The sequence below is a fragment of the Streptomyces sp. NPDC058157 genome, assembly GCF_042884105.1.
Taxonomy (GTDB): Bacteria; Actinomycetota; Actinomycetes; order Streptomycetales; family Streptomycetaceae; genus Streptomyces.
This window is the reverse complement of the sequence record NZ_JBHVUQ010000116.1, coordinates 7,006-24,069: the sequence shown is the minus strand read 5'-3', so window position 1 is coordinate 24,069 and position 17,064 is coordinate 7,006. Positions and strand designations below refer to the sequence as shown.

Sequence of the window (17,064 nt, the reverse complement as noted above, 5' to 3'; positions counted from 1 at the left end):
CCCGACAGGTCTTTTTCAAAGGAACCTCATCCACCGAAGTGGACGGGGTATCAACTTCTGGCGTTGATTTTTGGCACGCTGTTGAGTTCTCAAGGTACGGACGCTTCCTTCGTACTGACCCTCTCGGGCTTTCCTCCGGGCTTTCGTTCTTGCGATTCAGACTCTATCAGAGTCTTTCTCGCTCGCTTTCCAGGTCCTTCGCTTTCGCGCTTTCCCTTTCCGGCGGTTCCGACTCTATCAGATTCTTTTCCGTTCCGTTTCCGGTCCGGATTCGAATTCCGATGGCCTTCGGGGGGCCTTTCCCTTTCGGGTGGGACAGACTTTATCAGGTTTCCCCGGTCTGGATTCCCATCCTCCCCGGGACACCGGTCCAGGCACACGTGTGTGCGCCGTTCCGTGCGGGGTGGAGTCGTCAACTTACTGGAGCGGGGCCCCCGGATGCAAATCCAGGGGCCCCGCTCCGGTGAGTCGCCGTCGGCGGGTCCGGATCAGACCTCGACGACGACCGGGAGGATCATCGGGCGGCGGCGGTAGCCGTCCGAGACCCACTTGCCCACCGTGCGGCGGATGAGCTGCTGGATCTGGTGCGGCTCGGCCACGCCGTCGGCCGCGGCGCGGGCGATGGCCTCCTCGATCTTCGGGACGATCGCCGTGAAGGCGGAGTCCTCGATGCCGGAGCCGCGGGCCTGGATGGTCGGGCCGCTGACGACCTTGCCGGTGGTGCTGTCCACCACGACGAAGACCGAGACGATGCCCTCGTCGCCCAGGATGCGGCGGTCCTTCAGGGAGGCTTCGGTGACGTCGCCGACCGAGAGGCCGTCCACGTACACGTAGCCGGCCTGGACCTTGCCGGCGATGCGGGCCTTGCCGTCGATCAGGTCGACGACCACGCCGTCCTCGGCGATGACGATGCGGTCCTTCGGAACGCCCGTCATGGCACCGAGCTCGGCGTTGGCGCGCAGGTGGCGCCACTCGCCGTGGACCGGCATCAGGTTCTTCGGCTTGCAGATGTTGTAGAAGTACAGCAGCTCGCCGGCCGAGGCGTGGCCCGAGACGTGGACCTTGGCGTTGCCCTTGTGGACGACGTTCGCGCCCCAGCGGGTCAGGCCGTTGATCACGCGGTAGACCGCGTTCTCGTTGCCCGGGATCAGGGACGACGCCAGGATCACGGTGTCGCCGGGGACGATCCGGATCTGGTGGTCGCGGTTGGCCATGCGGGACAGGGCCGCCATCGGCTCGCCCTGGGAACCCGTGCAGACCAGCACGACCTCGTCGTCCGGCAGGTCGTCGAGGGTCTTGACGTCGACGACGAGGCCGGCCGGGACCCGGAGGTAGCCCAGGTCACGGGCGATGCCCATGTTGCGGACCATGGAGCGGCCGACGAAGGCGACCCGGCGGCCGTACTCGTGGGCGGCGTCCAGGATCTGCTGGATGCGGTGCACGTGGCTGGCGAAGGACGCCACGATGATCCGCTTCTGGGCACCCGCGAAGACTCCGCGGATGACGTTGGAGATGTCGCGCTCCGGCGGGACGAAGCCCGGGACCTCGGCGTTCGTCGAGTCCGAGAGGAGGAGGTCGATGCCCTCCTCGCTCAGACGCGCGAAGGCGTGCAGGTCGGTGAGGCGGTTGTCCATCGGGAGCTGGTCCATCTTGAAGTCGCCGGTGGCGACGACGAGACCCGCGTCCGTGCGGATGGCGACGGCCAGGGCGTCCGGGATGGAGTGGTTGACCGCGATGAACTCGCAGTCGAAGGGCCCGAGGTTCTCGCGCTCCCCCTCCTTCACCTCGAGGGTGTAGGGGCGGATGCGGTGCTCCTGCAGCTTGGCCTCGATGAGGGCCAGGGTCAGCTTGGAGCCGATCAGCGGGATGTCCGGCTTCTCCCGGAGGAGGTACGGGACGGCGCCGATGTGGTCTTCGTGGCCGTGGGTGAGGACGATGCCCTCGATGTCGTCGAGCCGGTCCCGGATGGACGTGAAGTCCGGAAGGATCAGGTCGATGCCCGGCTGCTCCTCTTCGGGGAAGAGGACGCCGCAGTCGACGATCAGGAGGCGACCGTCGAACTCGAAGACGGTCATGTTGCGGCCGATCTCGCCGAGACCGCCCAGCGGGGTGACCCGCAGGCCGCCCTTGGGGAGCTTCGGCGGCGGGCCCAGTTCAGGGTGCGGATGGCTCAAAGGTTCTCCTTCACCACGCGCGCCACGTACCCCTCCGGCACGTGGCGCGCATGTCATTCGTGCACTTGCTCTTGTCTGTTTCGGTCCTGCTTATTCAGTTGTGAAGTCCGTTGTCAGAGCTGTACCCCGCCGGCGGCGAGATCGAGCTTGAGCTGGGCCGTCTCTTCGTCGGTCAGGCCGATCAGCGGGAGGCGCAGCGGGCCCGCGGGGAGCCCCTGGAGGTTCAGGGCGGCCTTGGTGGTCATGACGCCCTGGGTGCGGAACATGCCCGTGAAGACGGGGAGCAGCTTCTGGTGGATCTCGGTGGCCTTCTGCACGTCGCCGCCGAGGTGCGCTTCGAGCATCGCGCGCAGGTCCGGGGAGACCACGTGGCCCACGACGGAGACGAAGCCGACGGCGCCGACGGACAGGAGCGGCAGGTTCAGCATGTCGTCGCCGGAGTACCAGGCGAGGCCGCTCTGTGCGATGGCCCAGCTGGCGCGGCCGAGGTCGCCCTTGGCGTCCTTGTTGGCGACGATGCGGGGGTGCTCGGCGAGCCGGACCAGGGTCTCGGTGTTGATCGGGACGCCGCTGCGGCCGGGGATGTCGTAGAGCATGACCGGCAGCTCGGTGGCGTCCGCGATGGCCGTGAAGTGCTGGAAGAGGCCTTCCTGCGGCGGCTTGCTGTAGTAGGGCGTGACCGCGAGGAGGCCGTGGGCGCCGGTGCGCTCGGCCTGTCGGGCCAGCTCGAGGGTGTGGCGGGTGTCGTTGGTGCCGATTCCGGCCACGACGTGGGCGCGGTCGCCGACCGCTTCGAGTACGGCTCGTACGAGGTCGTTTTTCTCCGCGTCGGTGGTCGTGGGGGACTCACCGGTGGTGCCGTTGATGATCAGACCGTCGTTGCCTGCGTCCACCAGGTGGACGGCGAGACGCTGCGCGCCGTCGAGGTCAAGTGCGCCATCCGCCGTAAACGGCGTGATCATGGCGGTGAGGACCCGCCCGAAGGGGGTCTGCGGAGTCGAGATCGGAGCCATGGGTAACACGCTACTCGCTGCCATGCTCGCGGTGTCCCCTCGGGGGACGTCAACCGGGATCCGTCGTGGTGGTCCCCCGGCGGCGGCCGGGGGTCCGGGTTGTTGGATCCCGGCACTGCCTGCTCGGGGGTTCAAGCAGTGCCGGGTCCGTTTGATCAGCCTAGATGAACTTTACGAAACGCCGCAATACGGACACTTGGGACTTCTCCTGGCACATCCGTACGCCGTGCGTGCATCGGTCCTTACGGGGCAACGCGACCGTTGCCGTTGAAGGCCGCGTAGGTCAGCGGCATGAGCTTCGCCCAGTGCTGCTCCATCTTCTCGCCGACCATCTCGATCTCCCGCTGCGGGAAGGACGGCACCGTCGCCAGCTCGTGCTGGGTGCGCAGGCCGAGGAAGTGCATCAGCGAGCGCGCGTTGCAGGTGGCGTACATCGACGAGAACAGGCCGACCGGCAGGACCGCCCGGGCGACCTCGCGCGCCACGCCCGCCGCGAGCATCTCCTGGTACGCCTCGTAGGCCTGGCGGTAGCTGTCCTCCATCACCCGGCCGGTCAGCTCCTGCTGCGCCTCGGTGCCCTCGACGAAGACGTACTTGCCCGGACGGCCCTCCTGGACGAGCTTGCGCTCGGCGTCGGGGACGTAGAAGACCGGCTGGAGCTCCCTGTAGCGGCCGGACTCCTCGTTGTAGGACCAGCCCACGCGGTGGCGCATGAACTCGCGGAACACGAAGATCGGGGCGCTGATGAAGAAGGTCATCGAGTTGTGCTCGAAGGGGCTGCCGTGGCGGTCGCGCATCAGGTAGTTGATGAGCCCCTTGGAGCGCTCCGGGTCCTTCTGGAGCTCGTCGAGGGACTGTTCGCCGGCCGTCGACACACGGGCGGCCCACAGCACGTCGCTGTCGGCGGCGGAGTGCTTGACCAGCTCCACCGTCACGTCACTGCGGAAGCTGGGTTTCAGGTCGGGGGCGACGGTCTCGCTCACACGGGGTCCTTCCGAACGCGTCTTTCGAGGGGCGCGCCCACTCTACGGCGATCGGCGCCGCCCTCCCGACAGGCGACGGGGGCGCCGGGCTCACCCGGACAGCTGACGGGGCGCCACGGATTTCGGCGGATGTCCCGGAATCCGGCACCGATCGGTGCGTTCGTTCGTCTTACCCGACAGACGCACCAGCCCCCTACTCCGAGGAGTGTTGCCCCATGTTTCGCCGCCGGCGCGAACCCGTCCCGTTCGCCTTCGTCGCCGAGGCCGACCGTTTCCGAAGCAATGTCACTCCGCCGCCGCGCGAGAGTCTGAGCATGACCCAGATCACCGCCCGTAGTCTGGTCGGACTGACCGTGGTGGCGGGGCTCGTCGGGTCCCTGCTCTTCGGCATGCCCGCCCTGCAGCCCTACAAGGCGACCGGCAAGGCGGAGCAGTCGCAGGCCTCCGAAGGGCGGTAGCCTCACGGGCACAGATCAACGAACGTGCATGTGAGTGAGGTCCAGCCGTGCCCCTGCCCTTTCTGACGGCCGACGGCGTCTTCGACGCCGACGAGGACGAAGCGCTCCCGCATGTGGATCCCGAGCGCTGGCGCAGGCCTTACCGGCCCGGCCCCTGGCGGGTCGCCGGTGCGGCGCTGCTCCTGCTGCTCTCGGCCTTCATGCTGCTGGCCACGGTGATCATCGCCTTCGCGGGCACCTGGGCCGGTGCCGCCGTCGCGGGAGCGGCCTCGCTCGCCGTGATCGGTTCGGCGCTGCGGATCCTGCGCGCGGGTGTCTGGGTGAGTCCCGGAGGGCTGCGCCACGTCGGGTTCTTCACGACCCGTTCGATCCCGTGGAGCGAGGTCGAGCAGGTCAGGAAGGTCCAGCAGCCGGTGCGCTGGCTGGGGCTGCCGAGGACCGTGCAGGGGCAGGCGCTGACGGTGGCCGGCCGGGGCGGCGCGGAGCTTCCGGTGCTGCTGACCGACCACAGCGCCGACTTCCTGTCGCGCGGTGAGGCCTTCGACCGGGCCGCCGTCCTGGTGGAGGCGTGGGCCGAGGAGTACCGGGCCGCTGTGCCCGCCTGACGGTCCGCGAGGACGCACGAGGGCCCGTACGGGGATCGTCCCGTACGGGCCCTTCGTTCGTGCCGTGCCGGCCCTGCCGGGCGGCGGTCAGGCGCCGGCGTGCGCCGCCTGGTGCAGGGCGATGGCCCGTTGCATGGCCTTGCGGGCCCGCGGGGTGTCGCGGGCGTCGTGGTAGGCGACGGCGAGGCGGAACCAGGTGCGCCAGTCCCCCGGCGCGTCCTCGGTCTCGGCCTTGCGGCGCGCGAAGACCTCGTCGGCGGAGTCCCGCCGGATCCGGCCGTACTGGTCCCGCTCCAGTTCGTCGACGGGCAGGCCGCCCTCGGCCTCCAGTTCGGCGGCGAGCTGGTTGGCGCGGGTGACGAAGCGGGTGTTCATCCAGAGGAACCAGATGCCGATGACCGGCAGGATCAGCACGGCCGCGCCGAAGGTGACGGTGAGCCAGGTTCCCTGCCGGATCAGCATCAGCCCGCGGCTGCCGACCAGGACGAAGTAGACGACCAGGACGGCGGCCGTGATGAAGTAGGTGATCTTCGCGCGCATGGTGCTACTGCCTCATCAGCCGAGGTCGAGGAAGTTTTCCAGGCCGAAGGTGAGGCCCGGGGTCTGCGTCACGCGGCGCACGCCGAGCAGGATGCCCGGCATGAAGCTGCTGTGGTGCAGGGAGTCGTGACGGATGGTCAGGGTCTCGCCCTCGCCGCCGAGGAGCACCTCCTGGTGGGCCAGGAGGCCGCGCAGGCGGATGGCGTGCACCGGGACGCCGTCGACGTCCGCGCCGCGGGCCCCGTCGAGGGCCGTGGCGGTGGCGTCGGGCTGCGCACCGAGGCCGGCCTCGGCGCGGGCGGCCGCGATGAGCTGGGCGGTGCGGGTCGCGGTGCCCGAGGGGGCGTCGACCTTGTGGGGGTGGTGGAGCTCGACGACCTCGACGGACTCGAAGTAACGGGCGGCCTGGGCGGCGAACTTCATGGTGAGGACGGCGCCGATGGAGAAGTTCGGGGCGATGAGCACCCCGGTCTCCGGGGAGCCGGCCAGCCAGGTGTTCAGCCGGCCGAGGCGGTCCTCGTTCCAGCCGGTGGTGCCGACCACGGCGTGGATGCCGTGGCCGACGAGGTAGTCGAGGTTGTCCATCACCGAGTCGGGGGTGGTCAGCTCGACGGCGACCTGGGCCCCGGCGTCGGCCAGGGCCTCCAGCTTGTCGCCCCGGCCGAGGGCCGCCACCAGCTCCATGTCGGCGGCGGCCTCGACGGCCTTGACGGCCTCGGAGCCGATGCGGCCCTTGGCGCCGAGGACTGCCACGCGCAGCTTGCTCATGCTTGTTTCCTTCACTCCGTACGGGCTAGGCGACCGCTTCGTCCAGGCGGGCCGCCTGCTTCTCCTTGAGCGGGCCGACCACCGCGAGCGAGGGCCGCTGTGCCAGTACATCCCGGGCGACTTCGCGGACGTCGTCCGGGGTCACCTCGGAAATGCGGGCCAGCATGTCGTCGACCGACATCTGGTCGCCCCAGCACAGCTCGCTCTTGCCGATGCGGTTCATGATCGCGCCGGTGTCCTCCAGGCCGAGGACGGTGGAGCCGGAGAGCTGGCCGACCGCGCGCCGGATCTCCTCGTCGGTGAGTCCTTCGGAGGCGACCTTGTCGAGCTCGTCGCGGCAGATCCGCAGGACGTCGTGGACCTGGCTGGGCCGGCAGCCTGCGTAGACCCCGAAGAGGCCGGTGTCGGCGAAGCCGGAGGTGTACGAGTACACGCTGTAGGCCAGGCCGCGCTTCTCGCGGACCTCCTGGAACAGCCGGGAGGACATGCCGCCGCCGAGGGCGGTGTTCAGCACGCCGAGGGCCCAGCGGCGGTCGTCGGTGCGGGCGAGGCCCGGCATGCCGAGGACCACGTGGGCCTGCTCGGTCTTGCGGTTCACCAGGTCGACGCGGCCCGCGGTGCGGATCCGCTTGGTGCCGGTGCGGGGGCCGAGGGGGATCGCGCCGGTGTCGCGCAGGGCGCCGGCCTTCTCGAAGGCGGCGCGGACCTGGCGGACGACCTTGGCGTGGTCGACGTTGCCGGCGGCGGCGACGACCAGGCGGGTGGGGTCGTAGTGCTTCTTCCAGAAGCGGCGGATCCGGTCGGCGCCGAGGGCGTTGATCGTGTCGACGGTGCCGAGGACGGGGCGGCCGAGCGGCGAGTCCCCGTACATGGTCTGGGCGAAGAGGTCGTGGACCATGTCGCCCGGGTCGTCCTCGGTCATCGCGATCTCTTCGAGGATGACGCCGCGCTCGGCGTCGACGTCCTCCTCGCGGATCAGCGAGCCGGTGAGCATGTCGCAGACCACGTCGATGGCCAGCGGCAGGTCGGTGTCGAGCACCCGGGCGTAGTAGCAGGTGTACTCCTTCGCCGTGAAGGCGTTCATCTCGCCGCCGACCGCGTCGATCGCGGAGGAGATGTCGAGGGCGGTGCGCTTGGCGGTGCCCTTGAAGAGGAGGTGCTCCAGGTAGTGGGTGGCGCCGTTCAGGGCGGGCGTCTCGTCGCGGGAGCCGACGTTCGCCCAGATGCCGAAGGTGGCGGAGCGCACGGACGGCAGCGTCTCGGTGACGACGCGCAGTCCGCCGGGCAGGACGGTGCGGCGGACGGTGCCGATGCCGTTCTCGCCCTTGAGGAGGGTTTGGGTACGGGCGACGGCCCGCCCCTCCGAAGAGGGGCGGGCCGTCACACGGGAACTACGCGACGTCACTTGTCGGAGTCGTCCTTGTCAGCCTCGGCGGCGTCCTCGCCCTCGATCACGGGGACCAGGGAGAGCTTGCCGCGCTGGTCGATCTCGGCGATCTCGACCTGCACCTTGGTGCCGACCGCGAGCACGTCCTCGACGTTCTCCACGCGCTTGCCACCGGCGAGCTTGCGGATCTGCGAGATGTGCAGCAGGCCGTCCTTGCCGGGCATGAGGGAGACGAAGGCACCGAAGGTGGTGGTCTTGACGACCGTACCCAGGTACCGCTCGCCGACCTCCGGCATGGTCGGGTTGGCGATCGCGTTGATCGTGGAGCGGGCGGCCTCGGCGGCCGGGCCGTCGGCGGCACCGATGTAGATGGTGCCGTCGTCCTCGATCGTGATCTCGGCGCCGGTGTCCTCCTGGATCTGGTTGATCATCTTGCCCTTGGGGCCGATGACCTCACCGATCTTGTCCACCGGGATCTTGACGGTGATGATCCGCGGGGCGTTCGGGGACATCTCGTCCGGCGTGTCGATCGCTTCCATCATCACGTCGAGGATGTGGAGGCGGGCGTCGCGGGCCTGGGTGAGGGCCGCGGCCAGGACGGAGGCCGGGATGCCGTCGAGCTTGGTGTCGAGCTGGAGCGCGGTGACGAACTCCTTGGTGCCGGCGACCTTGAAGTCCATGTCGCCGAACGCGTCCTCCGCACCGAGGATGTCGGTGAGGGCGACGTAGTGGGTCTTGCCGTCGATCTCCTGGGAGATCAGGCCCATGGCGATACCGGCGACGGGGGCCTTGAGGGGCACACCGGCGTTCAGCAGCGACATGGTGGAGGCGCAGACCGAGCCCATGGACGTCGAACCGTTGGAGCCGAGGGCCTCGGACACCTGGCGGATCGCGTAGGGGAACTCCTCGCGGGTCGGCAGGACCGGCACGATCGCGCGCTCGGCGAGCGCGCCGTGGCCGATCTCGCGGCGCTTCGGGGAGCCGACGCGGCCGGTCTCGCCGACGGAGTACGGCGGGAAGTTGTAGTTGTGCATGTAGCGCTTGCGGGTCACCGGGGAGAGGGTGTCCAGCTGCTGCTCCATGCGGAGCATGTTGAGGGTGGTGACGCCCAGGATCTGGGTCTCGCCACGCTCGAACAGCGCCGAGCCGTGCACGCGCGGGATGGCCTCGACCTCGGCGGCCAGGGTGCGGATGTCGGTCAGGCCACGGCCGTCGATGCGGACCTTGTCCTTGATGACGCGCTCGCGCACCAGGGCCTTGGTCAGGCTGCGGTAGGCGGCGGAGATCTCCTTCTCGCGACCCTCGAAGGCCGGGAGGAGCTTCTCGGCGGCGATGTCCTTGACGCGGTCCAGCTCGGCCTCGCGGTCCTGCTTGCCCGCGATGGTGAGCGCCTGGGCCAGCTCGCCGCGGACGGCCTGCTCCAGGGCGGCGTAGACGTCCTGCTCGTAGTCGAGGAAGACCGGGAACTCGCCCTCGGGCTTGGCGGCCTTGGCGGCCAGGTCGGCCTGGGCCTTGCACAGGACCTTGATGAAGGGCTTCGCGGCCTCGAGGCCGGCGGCCACGATCTCCTCGGTCGGCGCCTCGGCGCCGCCCTTGACCAGGGCGATGGTCTGCTCGGTGGCCTCGGCCTCGACCATCATGATCGCGACGTCGCCGTCCTCCAGGGCGCGGCCCGCGACGACCATGTCGAAGACGGCGTCCTCGAGCTCGGTGTGCGTCGGGAAGGCCACCCACTGGCCGCGGATCAGCGCGACGCGGACGCCGCCGATCGGGCCGGAGAAGGGCAGGCCGGCCAGCTGCGTGGACGCGGACGCGGCGTTGATCGCGATGACGTCGTACAGGTGGTCGGGGTTGAGCGCCATGACGGTGGCGACGACCTGGATCTCGTTGCGCAGGCCCTTCTTGAAGGAGGGGCGCAGCGGGCGGTCGATCAGGCGGCAGGTGAGGATCGCGTCCTCGGAGGGGCGGCCCTCGCGGCGGAAGAAGGAGCCGGGGATCTTGCCCGCGGCGTACTGCCGCTCCTCGACGTCGACCGTCAGGGGGAAGAAGTCGAGCTGGTCCTTGGGCTTCTTCGACGCGGTGGTCGCGGAGAGCACCATCGTGTCGTCGTCCAGGTAGGCGACGGCGGAGCCGGCGGCCTGGCGGGCCAGGCGGCCCGTCTCGAAGCGGATGGTGCGGGTGCCGAAGGAGCCGTTGTCGATGACGGCCTCGGCGTAGTGGGTCTCGTTCTCCACTAGCGTTTTCTCCATTTTCGTCGTCTTCCGTCCGCCACCCGTGTGGTGGAGGACGTCCGCCCCGGCCACCCGTGTGGTGGGGGACGGTTGCGGAGAAGCGCTCCTGGCGTGCGGGCCGGTCTTCGATCGAAGCACCCGGCTCTCAGCCCCTTCCGTGGGGGCTTTCCGGATGCCACTACCGAGGACCGGCGGCGTAGGGAGGGCGCTCCTCCTCTTCAGTTGTGCGCTGTGTCCCAGCCTACAAAGCGTGGGGTACCTCGCGCACGTACGGCAAAGGGAGCGGCCCCATCGGTGTGGGAACCGCTCCCTTCACAGTGTGCTTACTTGGCGCCGGCCGCACCGCGGCGGATGCCGAGGCGCTCGACCAGCGTACGGAAGCGCTGGATGTCCTTCTTGGCCAGGTACTGCAGCAGGCGGCGGCGCTGGCCGACCAGGATCAGCAGACCACGACGGGAGTGGTGGTCGTGCTTGTGGGTCTTGAGGTGCTCGGTCAGGTCCGAGATGCGGCGGGACAGCATCGCGACCTGGACCTCGGGAGAGCCGGTGTCGCCCTCCTTGGCACCGAATTCGGCGATGATCTGCTTCTTCGTAGCGGCGTCGAGCGGCACGCTTACTCCTCGTATGGGTCTTCGTGGCCACCGAGTGCCCCAGGTCGAATTCTCTGGGGAGCTTCCGTGACTCGGGAGGCGGGGTCCGCTGAGCGCAGCCTCCAGAGGATTCCGGGGGCGCGTACACAAACGGCCGTCACACAGCGTACCAGGCTGCCGGGACGTGGACGTCTCAGCTGGTGAGAGAACGGGCTCGGCCGTACACGTCGAGGACGGCCAGGGCCAGCGGCACCAGGCTGAGCAGGACCGCGGCCTCGGTGAGGTCGAGCAGCCTCCCCCAGAAGGGTGACAGGCCCTTGCGGGGGATGACAAGCGCGATTCCGGCGAGGAGGGACGCTCCGGCGGCGACGGCGGCGGAGAGCCAGATCGTACGGAGGTCCAGGCCGCCGCGGTCGTGGTAGCGGGTGAATTCGGTCATCAGGTCGCCGGGCGGGTGCAGGGCCAGGCCCAGGACGAGCAGCCCGACGGCGGCGAGGCCGGCGACCAGGGTGCAGGCCACCTGGGAGGTGTAGCGGAAGAGGCGGGCGCGCAGCAGGACGGCCAGTCCGGAGGCCAGCGCCAGGAGGCGGCCCCAGGTGTCGTCGGAGAAGCCGAGGACGGCGGCGGAGCCGACGGTGACGGCGGCGCAGCCCGCGACCAGGCCGAGGAGCATCTCGTGGCCGCGGCGCGCCTGGGCGGCGACGGCCTCGGCGTCGATCGGTTCGCCCTGGTCGGTGCGGCCGTCGCCGGGCTGGTCACCGTACGGGTCGGTGTCGTGGCCGTCCGGGGTCTCGTAGCCGGGGGCGGCGCTCTGCGGGGCGGCGTAGCCGATGGGCAGGCGGGCGAAGCGGGCGGAGAGGCCGGGCAGGAAGGCGACGAGGCCGATGGCGACGGGGGCGCAGACCGCGGCGGTGGCGGTGGCGGAGGCGCCGGTGGCGATGGCCGCGAAGGTGGCGAGGGTGCCGGTGGCGGCGAGGAACGTGGCCGCGACGAAGGGGGCGTCGCCGTTCGGGGTGAGGGCGGTCAGGGCGACGGAGGCGACGAGGACGCAGCCGCAGCCGAGCAGGAACTGCAGTCGGCCGGGGCCCTGGCCGGGGCCGGCGGCGACGATGCCGGAGCCGGCGATCAGCAGGTGCGGGAGCGCGCCGAGGCCGAGGGCGACGGCGGAGCCCCGGTCGCGGTAGACGCGGGCGCGCACCGCGGCGGCGGCGGTGAGCAGGACGCCGGCGGATCCGGCGATGATCCCGGGCAGGCCGTGCATGTCGTGGCGCAGGGGGTCGGCGTACCAGAGGACGAAGCCGAGGAGGACGAGCAGCACGGCGGCGCCGGCCAGGCCCGCGCCGCGGAGCAGGTCGTCGCTCCAGCGGTGCCGGTCGCGGACGACGGCGGAGGCGACGGCGTCGGAGACGTCGTCGAACACGGCCGGCGGCAGGGACTCGGCGAAGGGGCGCAGGCTGAGCACCTCGCCGTCGAGGACCTGCTGGGCGGCGAGGGTGCGGGCCCCGTCGAGGACGACGCCGGAGCGGCGTACGAGGTGGAAGCCGGTGGGGGCGCCGGCGGGCTGGGTCTGGCCGGTGAGCCGCAGCAGCTCCGGGTAGACGTCGGCGACGGCGATGTCCTCGGGGAGGGCGACGTCGATACGGCTGTCCGGGGCCACGACGGTGACCCTGCAGAATCCGGTCGCCTCGGCCGTACTCACCTGTGTGACCCCCCTGTTGCCGCCACGGGGCGGCCGATTCGCGGATGCGCATGGGTGGATGCGCGTGGTGCGCGCGCCACCCTACCCGGAGGGGGTGCGGCCGTCGGCAAGTAGGATCACGGTTCGCGCCCGGGCGCGGGGTGCGGTAGTCCCCTGCGGGTCCCGGGAGTTGGGGGCGGCGGTCGCGGCGTCCCGTCCGCTTTCGAGGGATTGATGCTCCGGTGAGCCAGATCGTCGTCAAGCGCCCGCCCCGGTCGCTGCCGCCCGAAGTCCCTTCGGAGGAGCTGCGGCTGGAGTCCCCGCCGGAGCTTCCGCGGGGACAGCAGGAGGGTCTGCTGATGCAGCTCCTGCCGATGCTGGGCATGGGTTCGTCGGTCGTGTTCTTCTTCATGCCGGGTGCGGCGCCGTTCATGCGGATCATGGGCGTGCTGATGCTGGTGTCCACGGTGGGCATGGTCATAGCCCAGCTGGTGCGCCACCGGCGCGGTACGCAGGGGCAAATGGCCGACGTGCGGCGGGACTACCTCAAGTACCTGGCGCAGACGCGCCGTCAGGTGCGCAGGACGGCGCGGGCGCAGCGGGACGCGCAGCTGTACCTGCACCCGGCCCCCGAGCAGTTGTGGTCGGTGGTGGCCGAGGGGTCGCGGCTGTGGGAGCGGCGGGTCGGTGACGCGGACTTCGGGCAGGCCCGGCTGGGGCTGGGCGCGCAGGGGCTGGCGACGCCGCTGGTGGCTCCGGACACGGCGCCGGTGGACGAGCTGGAGCCGCTGACGGCGGGGGCGATGCAGCGCTTCCTGAAGGTGCACTCCTCGCTGGACGGGCTGCCGGTGGCGGTCTCGATGCGGGCGTTCTACCACGTGACGGTGTCCGGGGAGGCGGAGTCGGCGCGCGGGGCCGCGCGGGCGATGGTGGCGCAGCTGGCGACGCTGCACTCCCCCGAGGACCTGGTGGTCGGCGTGGTGGCCGCGCCGGGTGCGGTGGCGACGTGGGACTGGGTGAAGTGGCTGCCGCACACGCAGGTGCCCGGGCAGGTGGACGGGGCCGGCTCGAAGCGGCTGTTCAGCGATGACCTCGGGGAGCTGGAGGGGCTGCTGGGGCCCCGGCTGGACGGGCGGCCGCGGTTCAGCCGGGACGTGTCGCCGGTGCTGGACCAGCCGCACCTGGTGGTGGTCCTCGACGGCGGGATGGTGCCGCCGGACTCGGTGTTCGCGGCGGCCGAGGGGCTGCAGGGCGTGACCGTCGTCGAGGTGGTCGCGGGCGAGCTCGACGAGCCGCGCGGCGGGCTGTCGGTCGTGGTGCGGCCGGGCCGGCTGCGGCTGGAGTCGGGCGCGGGGGTCGCGTACGAGGGGGTGCCGGACACCCTGTCGCTGCCGGCGGCCGAGGCGCTGGCCCGGCAGCTGGCGCCGTTGCGCACGGGCGGCGGGGACGACGACGAGCCGCTGCTGGCGAACCTGGACTTCACCGACCTGCTGAACCTGGGCGACGCGGCCTCGGTGGACGTGTCCCGCACCTGGCGGCCGCGGTCGGCCGGTGAGCGGCTGCGGGTGCCGATCGGGGTGGGCGAGGACGGCGCGCCGGTGATGCTGGACCTGAAGGAGGCCGCGCAGGAGGGCATGGGCCCGCACGGGCTGTGCGTGGGCGCGACGGGTTCGGGCAAGTCGGAGCTGCTGCGCACGCTGGTGCTGGGGCTGGCGGTGACCCACACCTCGGAGACGCTGAACTTCGTCCTCGCGGACTTCAAGGGCGGTGCCACGTTCACGGGCATGGGGCAGATGCCGCACGTCGCGGCGGTGATCACCAACCTGGCGGACGACCTGACGCTGGTCGACCGGATGGGCGACTCGATCCGCGGCGAGCTCCAGCGCAGGCAGGAGCTGCTGCGCGCGGCGGGCAACTACGCGAACATCCACGACTACGAGAAGGCGCGCGCGGCGGGCGCGGCGCTGGAGCCGCTGGCCTCGCTGGTGCTGGTGATCGACGAGTTCAGCGAGCTGTTGACGGCGAAGCCCGACTTCATCGACATGTTCATCCAGATCGGCCGGATCGGCCGTTCGCTGGGCGTGCACCTGCTGCTGGCCTCGCAGCGGCTGGAGGAGGGCAAGCTGCGCGGCCTGGACACGTACCTGTCGTACCGGATCGGTCTGCGGACCTTCTCGGCGGCGGAGTCGCGGACGGCGATCGGGGTGCCGGACGCGTACCACCTGCCGTCGGTGCCCGGGTCGGGCTACCTGAAGTTCGGTACGGACGAGATGACGCGGTTCAAGGCGGCGTACGTCTCGGGCGTCTACCGTTCGGGCGGGCGGGAGCTGTCGGTGGGACCGTTCCCGGTGGAGCGGCGGCCGGTGCTGTTCACGGCGGCTCCGGTGCCGGTCGTGTACGCGGCCCCGGACCCGGCGCACCTGGCGGTGCGGCCGGAGCGGGAGGACGACGCGCTCGCGGACACGGTGCTCGACGTGATCGTGGGGCGGCTGGAGGGGCAGGGGGTGCCGGCGCACCAGGTGTGGCTGCCGCCGCTGGACCGGGCGCCCTCGCTGGACCAGCTGCTGCCTGCGCTGGCCCCGTCGGCGGAGCGCGGGCTGCACGCCGAGGGGTACACGCGGCCGGGCGGGCTGGTGGTGCCGCTCGGGCTGATCGACAAGCCCTTCGAGCAGCGGCGCGAGGTGCTCTACCGGGACTTCTCGGGGGCGGCGGGCCACATGCTGGTGGTCGGTGGCCCGCAGTCGGGCAAGTCGACGCTGATGCGGACGCTGATCTCGGCGTTCGCGCTCACGCACACCCCGCGCGAGGTGCAGTTCTACGGGCTGGACTTCGGCGGTGGCGGCATGTCGGCGGTGGCGGAGCTGCCGCACGTGGGCGGGATCGCCTCGCGGCTGGATCCGGAGCGGGTGCGGCGTACGGTCGCGGAGGTGGTGGGGATCCTGAACCGCCGGGAGGAGTTCTTCCGGGCGAACGGGATCGACTCCATCGCCACGTACCGGCGCCGGCGGGCGGCGGGCGAGCTGCCGGGTGAGGCGTGGGGCGACGTGTTCCTGGTCGTCGACGGCTGGGGCGGTTTCCGCGGCGAGTACGAGGGCCTGGAGCAGGTGGTCACCGACATCGCCTCGCGGGGTCTGGGCTACGGCGTGCACGTGGTGGTGACGGCGGCCCGGTACATGGAGGTGCGGGCCGCGCTGAAGGACCAGATGCTGGGGCGGCTGGAGCTGCGGCTCGGTGACGTCATGGACTCCGAGTTCGACCGCCGGGTGGCCGCGAACGTGCCGACGGGCATGCCGGGGCGCGGCCAGGTGCCGGAGAAGCTGCACTTCCTGGGGGCGCTGCCGCGCACCGACGGCTCGCACGAGGCCGAGAGCCTCTCGGAGGGAACGGCGGAGTTCGTGGCGGCGGTTCGGGCCGGCTGGCAGGGTCCGGCGGCTCCGGGCGTCCGGCTGCTGCCGCGGCTGCTGCACGCCGACCAGCTGCCCAAGGGCGGCGAGTTCCCGGAGCGCGGGATCGCGGTCGGCATCGACGAGACGGCGCTGGAGCCGGTGTTCGTCGACTTCGACGCGGACCCCTTCTTCCTGGTGTTCGGCGAGAGCGAGTCCGGCAAGACGAACCTGCTGCGGCTGATCGCCCGGCAGATCGCCGAACGGTATCCGCCGGAGCAGGCCAAGCTGGTGGTCGGCGACTACCGGCGCGGGCTGCTGGGGGCGCTGCCGGAGGAGCACCTGCTGGAGTACGCGCCGATGCCGAATTCCCTGCAGACGCACATGGAGGCGCTGGCCGGGGTGTTCTCGCGCCGCCAGCCGCCCACCGACGTCACCCCGCAGCAGCTGCGGGACCGCAGCTGGTGGACCGGCCCGAACGTGTTCATCGTGATCGACGACTACGACCTGGTGGCCACGAGCCAGGGCAATCCGCTGGCGCCGCTGGTGGAGTTCCTGCCGTTCGCCCGGGACACCGGGGTGCGGTTCATCATCGCGCGGAACTCGGCGGGGGCCTCGCGGGCCATGTACGAGCCGTTCATGCAGCGGATCAAGGAGCTGGGGGCTCAGGGCGTGGTGCTGTCGGGCGATCCGTCCGAGGGCGACCTGCTCGGTTCGGTCCGCCCGCGCCCGATGCCTCCGGGGCGGGGCTACTACGTCTCCCGGCGGCGCGGCACGTCTCTGGTGCAGCTGGGGCGGATGCCGGGGTTGTAGGGGGTGCTGCGGGACGGCGGCCGGAGGCCGGGGTTTCGTTTCCGGCGGAAACGGCCCCGGGCGGCGGGCCCTCACCGATAATCGGCTGCGAAGACCGAGCAGGACCGCACGACCGACGGGAAGGGCCGCATCATGGGCACCCAGCAGGAGAAGGACGAGCTGTACGCGCTCGACATCAGCGACGTCGAGTGGCAGGGGCCGCCCGGGACCAGCCCGGACGAGGAGCGGGTCGAGATCGCCAAGCTGCCCGAGGGCGCGGTGGCGATGCGGTCGTCCCTGGACCGTGACACGGTGCTGCGGTACACGGCGGCCGAGTGGGAGGCGTTCGTCCTCGGGGCCCGGGACGGGGAGTTCGACCTCACCTGAGGGGTGTGGGAACCGTACGGAGAGGGGGCCCGCCCCGAGAGGGCGCGCCCCCCAGTAGTATGACCTTTGCGGTGT

General features: G+C 71.0%; 13 protein-coding genes. 4 read left to right on the top strand and 9 right to left on the bottom strand.

Annotated elements, in window-relative coordinates; genetic code table 11:
* Positions 1-488: 488 nt before the first annotated feature.
* The 3 genes from ACFVXK_RS25585 to thyX form a co-directional block, all read right to left on the bottom strand.
* A complete protein-coding gene (locus ACFVXK_RS25585; protein ID WP_389615412.1) occupies positions 489-2,174 on the bottom strand; it encodes a ribonuclease J in 1,686 nt (561 codons plus the stop codon).
* A gap of 113 nt (positions 2,175-2,287) precedes the next feature.
* Complete coding sequence (gene dapA, locus ACFVXK_RS25580; RefSeq protein WP_389615410.1) at positions 2,288-3,187, bottom strand: 4-hydroxy-tetrahydrodipicolinate synthase; 900 nt, start codon at positions 3,185-3,187, stop codon at positions 2,288-2,290.
* A 242-nt stretch (positions 3,188-3,429) separates the two neighbouring features.
* Positions 3,430-4,170 carry an FAD-dependent thymidylate synthase gene (gene thyX, locus ACFVXK_RS25575; RefSeq protein ID WP_365155644.1) on the bottom strand — a complete coding sequence of 247 codons (741 nt, stop codon included), beginning with the start codon at positions 4,168-4,170 and terminating at the stop codon, positions 3,430-3,432.
* Positions 4,171-4,385: 215 nt separating this feature from the next.
* Between thyX and ACFVXK_RS25570 the strand changes: the two genes are divergently transcribed.
* Together ACFVXK_RS25570 and ACFVXK_RS25565 are read left to right on the top strand one after the other, a co-directional pair.
* Positions 4,386-4,628 (top strand): hypothetical protein, encoded by a 243-nt coding sequence (locus tag ACFVXK_RS25570; RefSeq protein ID WP_389615408.1) that lies wholly within the window; start codon positions 4,386-4,388, stop codon positions 4,626-4,628.
* Between the two features lie 47 nt (positions 4,629-4,675).
* Positions 4,676-5,233, top strand: coding sequence for a PH domain-containing protein (locus ACFVXK_RS25565; RefSeq protein ID WP_389615406.1), 558 nt, complete (start codon positions 4,676-4,678; stop codon positions 5,231-5,233).
* An 87-nt stretch (positions 5,234-5,320) separates the two neighbouring features.
* Here ACFVXK_RS25565 and ACFVXK_RS25560 read toward each other — a convergent pair whose 3' ends face one another.
* The 6 genes from ACFVXK_RS25560 to eccD all read right to left on the bottom strand — a co-directional run bounded on the left by ACFVXK_RS25560 (position 5,321) and on the right by eccD (position 12,448).
* Complete coding sequence (locus ACFVXK_RS25560) at positions 5,321-5,773, bottom strand: hypothetical protein (protein WP_389615404.1); 453 nt, start codon at positions 5,771-5,773, stop codon at positions 5,321-5,323.
* Between the two features lie 15 nt (positions 5,774-5,788).
* Positions 5,789-6,541, bottom strand: coding sequence for a 4-hydroxy-tetrahydrodipicolinate reductase (dapB, locus tag ACFVXK_RS25555; RefSeq protein WP_389615402.1), 753 nt, complete (start codon positions 6,539-6,541; stop codon positions 5,789-5,791).
* A gap of 25 nt (positions 6,542-6,566) precedes the next feature.
* Positions 6,567-7,946: a M16 family metallopeptidase gene (locus ACFVXK_RS25550; protein ID WP_389615400.1), complete on the bottom strand. Its 1,380-nt coding sequence runs from the start codon at positions 7,944-7,946 to the stop codon at positions 6,567-6,569.
* Complete coding sequence (locus ACFVXK_RS25545; protein ID WP_389615414.1) at positions 7,943-10,162, bottom strand: polyribonucleotide nucleotidyltransferase; 2,220 nt, start codon at positions 10,160-10,162, stop codon at positions 7,943-7,945. Before ACFVXK_RS25545 ends, ACFVXK_RS25550 begins: the two co-directional genes overlap by 4 nt.
* Positions 10,163-10,482: 320 nt before the next feature.
* The gene (gene rpsO / locus ACFVXK_RS25540; protein ID WP_007266917.1) at positions 10,483-10,770 is read right to left on the bottom strand and encodes a 30S ribosomal protein S15; all 288 of its coding nucleotides are present in this window, start codon (positions 10,768-10,770) and stop codon (positions 10,483-10,485) included.
* A gap of 172 nt (positions 10,771-10,942) precedes the next feature.
* Positions 10,943-12,448: a type VII secretion integral membrane protein EccD gene (gene eccD, locus ACFVXK_RS25535; protein ID WP_389615398.1), complete on the bottom strand. Its 1,506-nt coding sequence runs from the start codon at positions 12,446-12,448 to the stop codon at positions 10,943-10,945.
* Positions 12,449-12,669: 221 nt separating this feature from the next.
* On the opposite strand from eccD, the gene eccCa reads away from it, so the two are divergent.
* Complete coding sequence (gene eccCa, locus ACFVXK_RS25530; RefSeq protein ID WP_389615396.1) at positions 12,670-16,623, top strand: type VII secretion protein EccCa; 3,954 nt, start codon at positions 12,670-12,672, stop codon at positions 16,621-16,623.
* A gap of 132 nt (positions 16,624-16,755) precedes the next feature.
* Positions 16,756-16,989 (top strand): DUF397 domain-containing protein, encoded by a 234-nt coding sequence (locus tag ACFVXK_RS25525; protein WP_007266914.1) that lies wholly within the window; start codon positions 16,756-16,758, stop codon positions 16,987-16,989.
* The last annotated feature ends 75 nt before the right edge of the window (positions 16,990-17,064 follow it).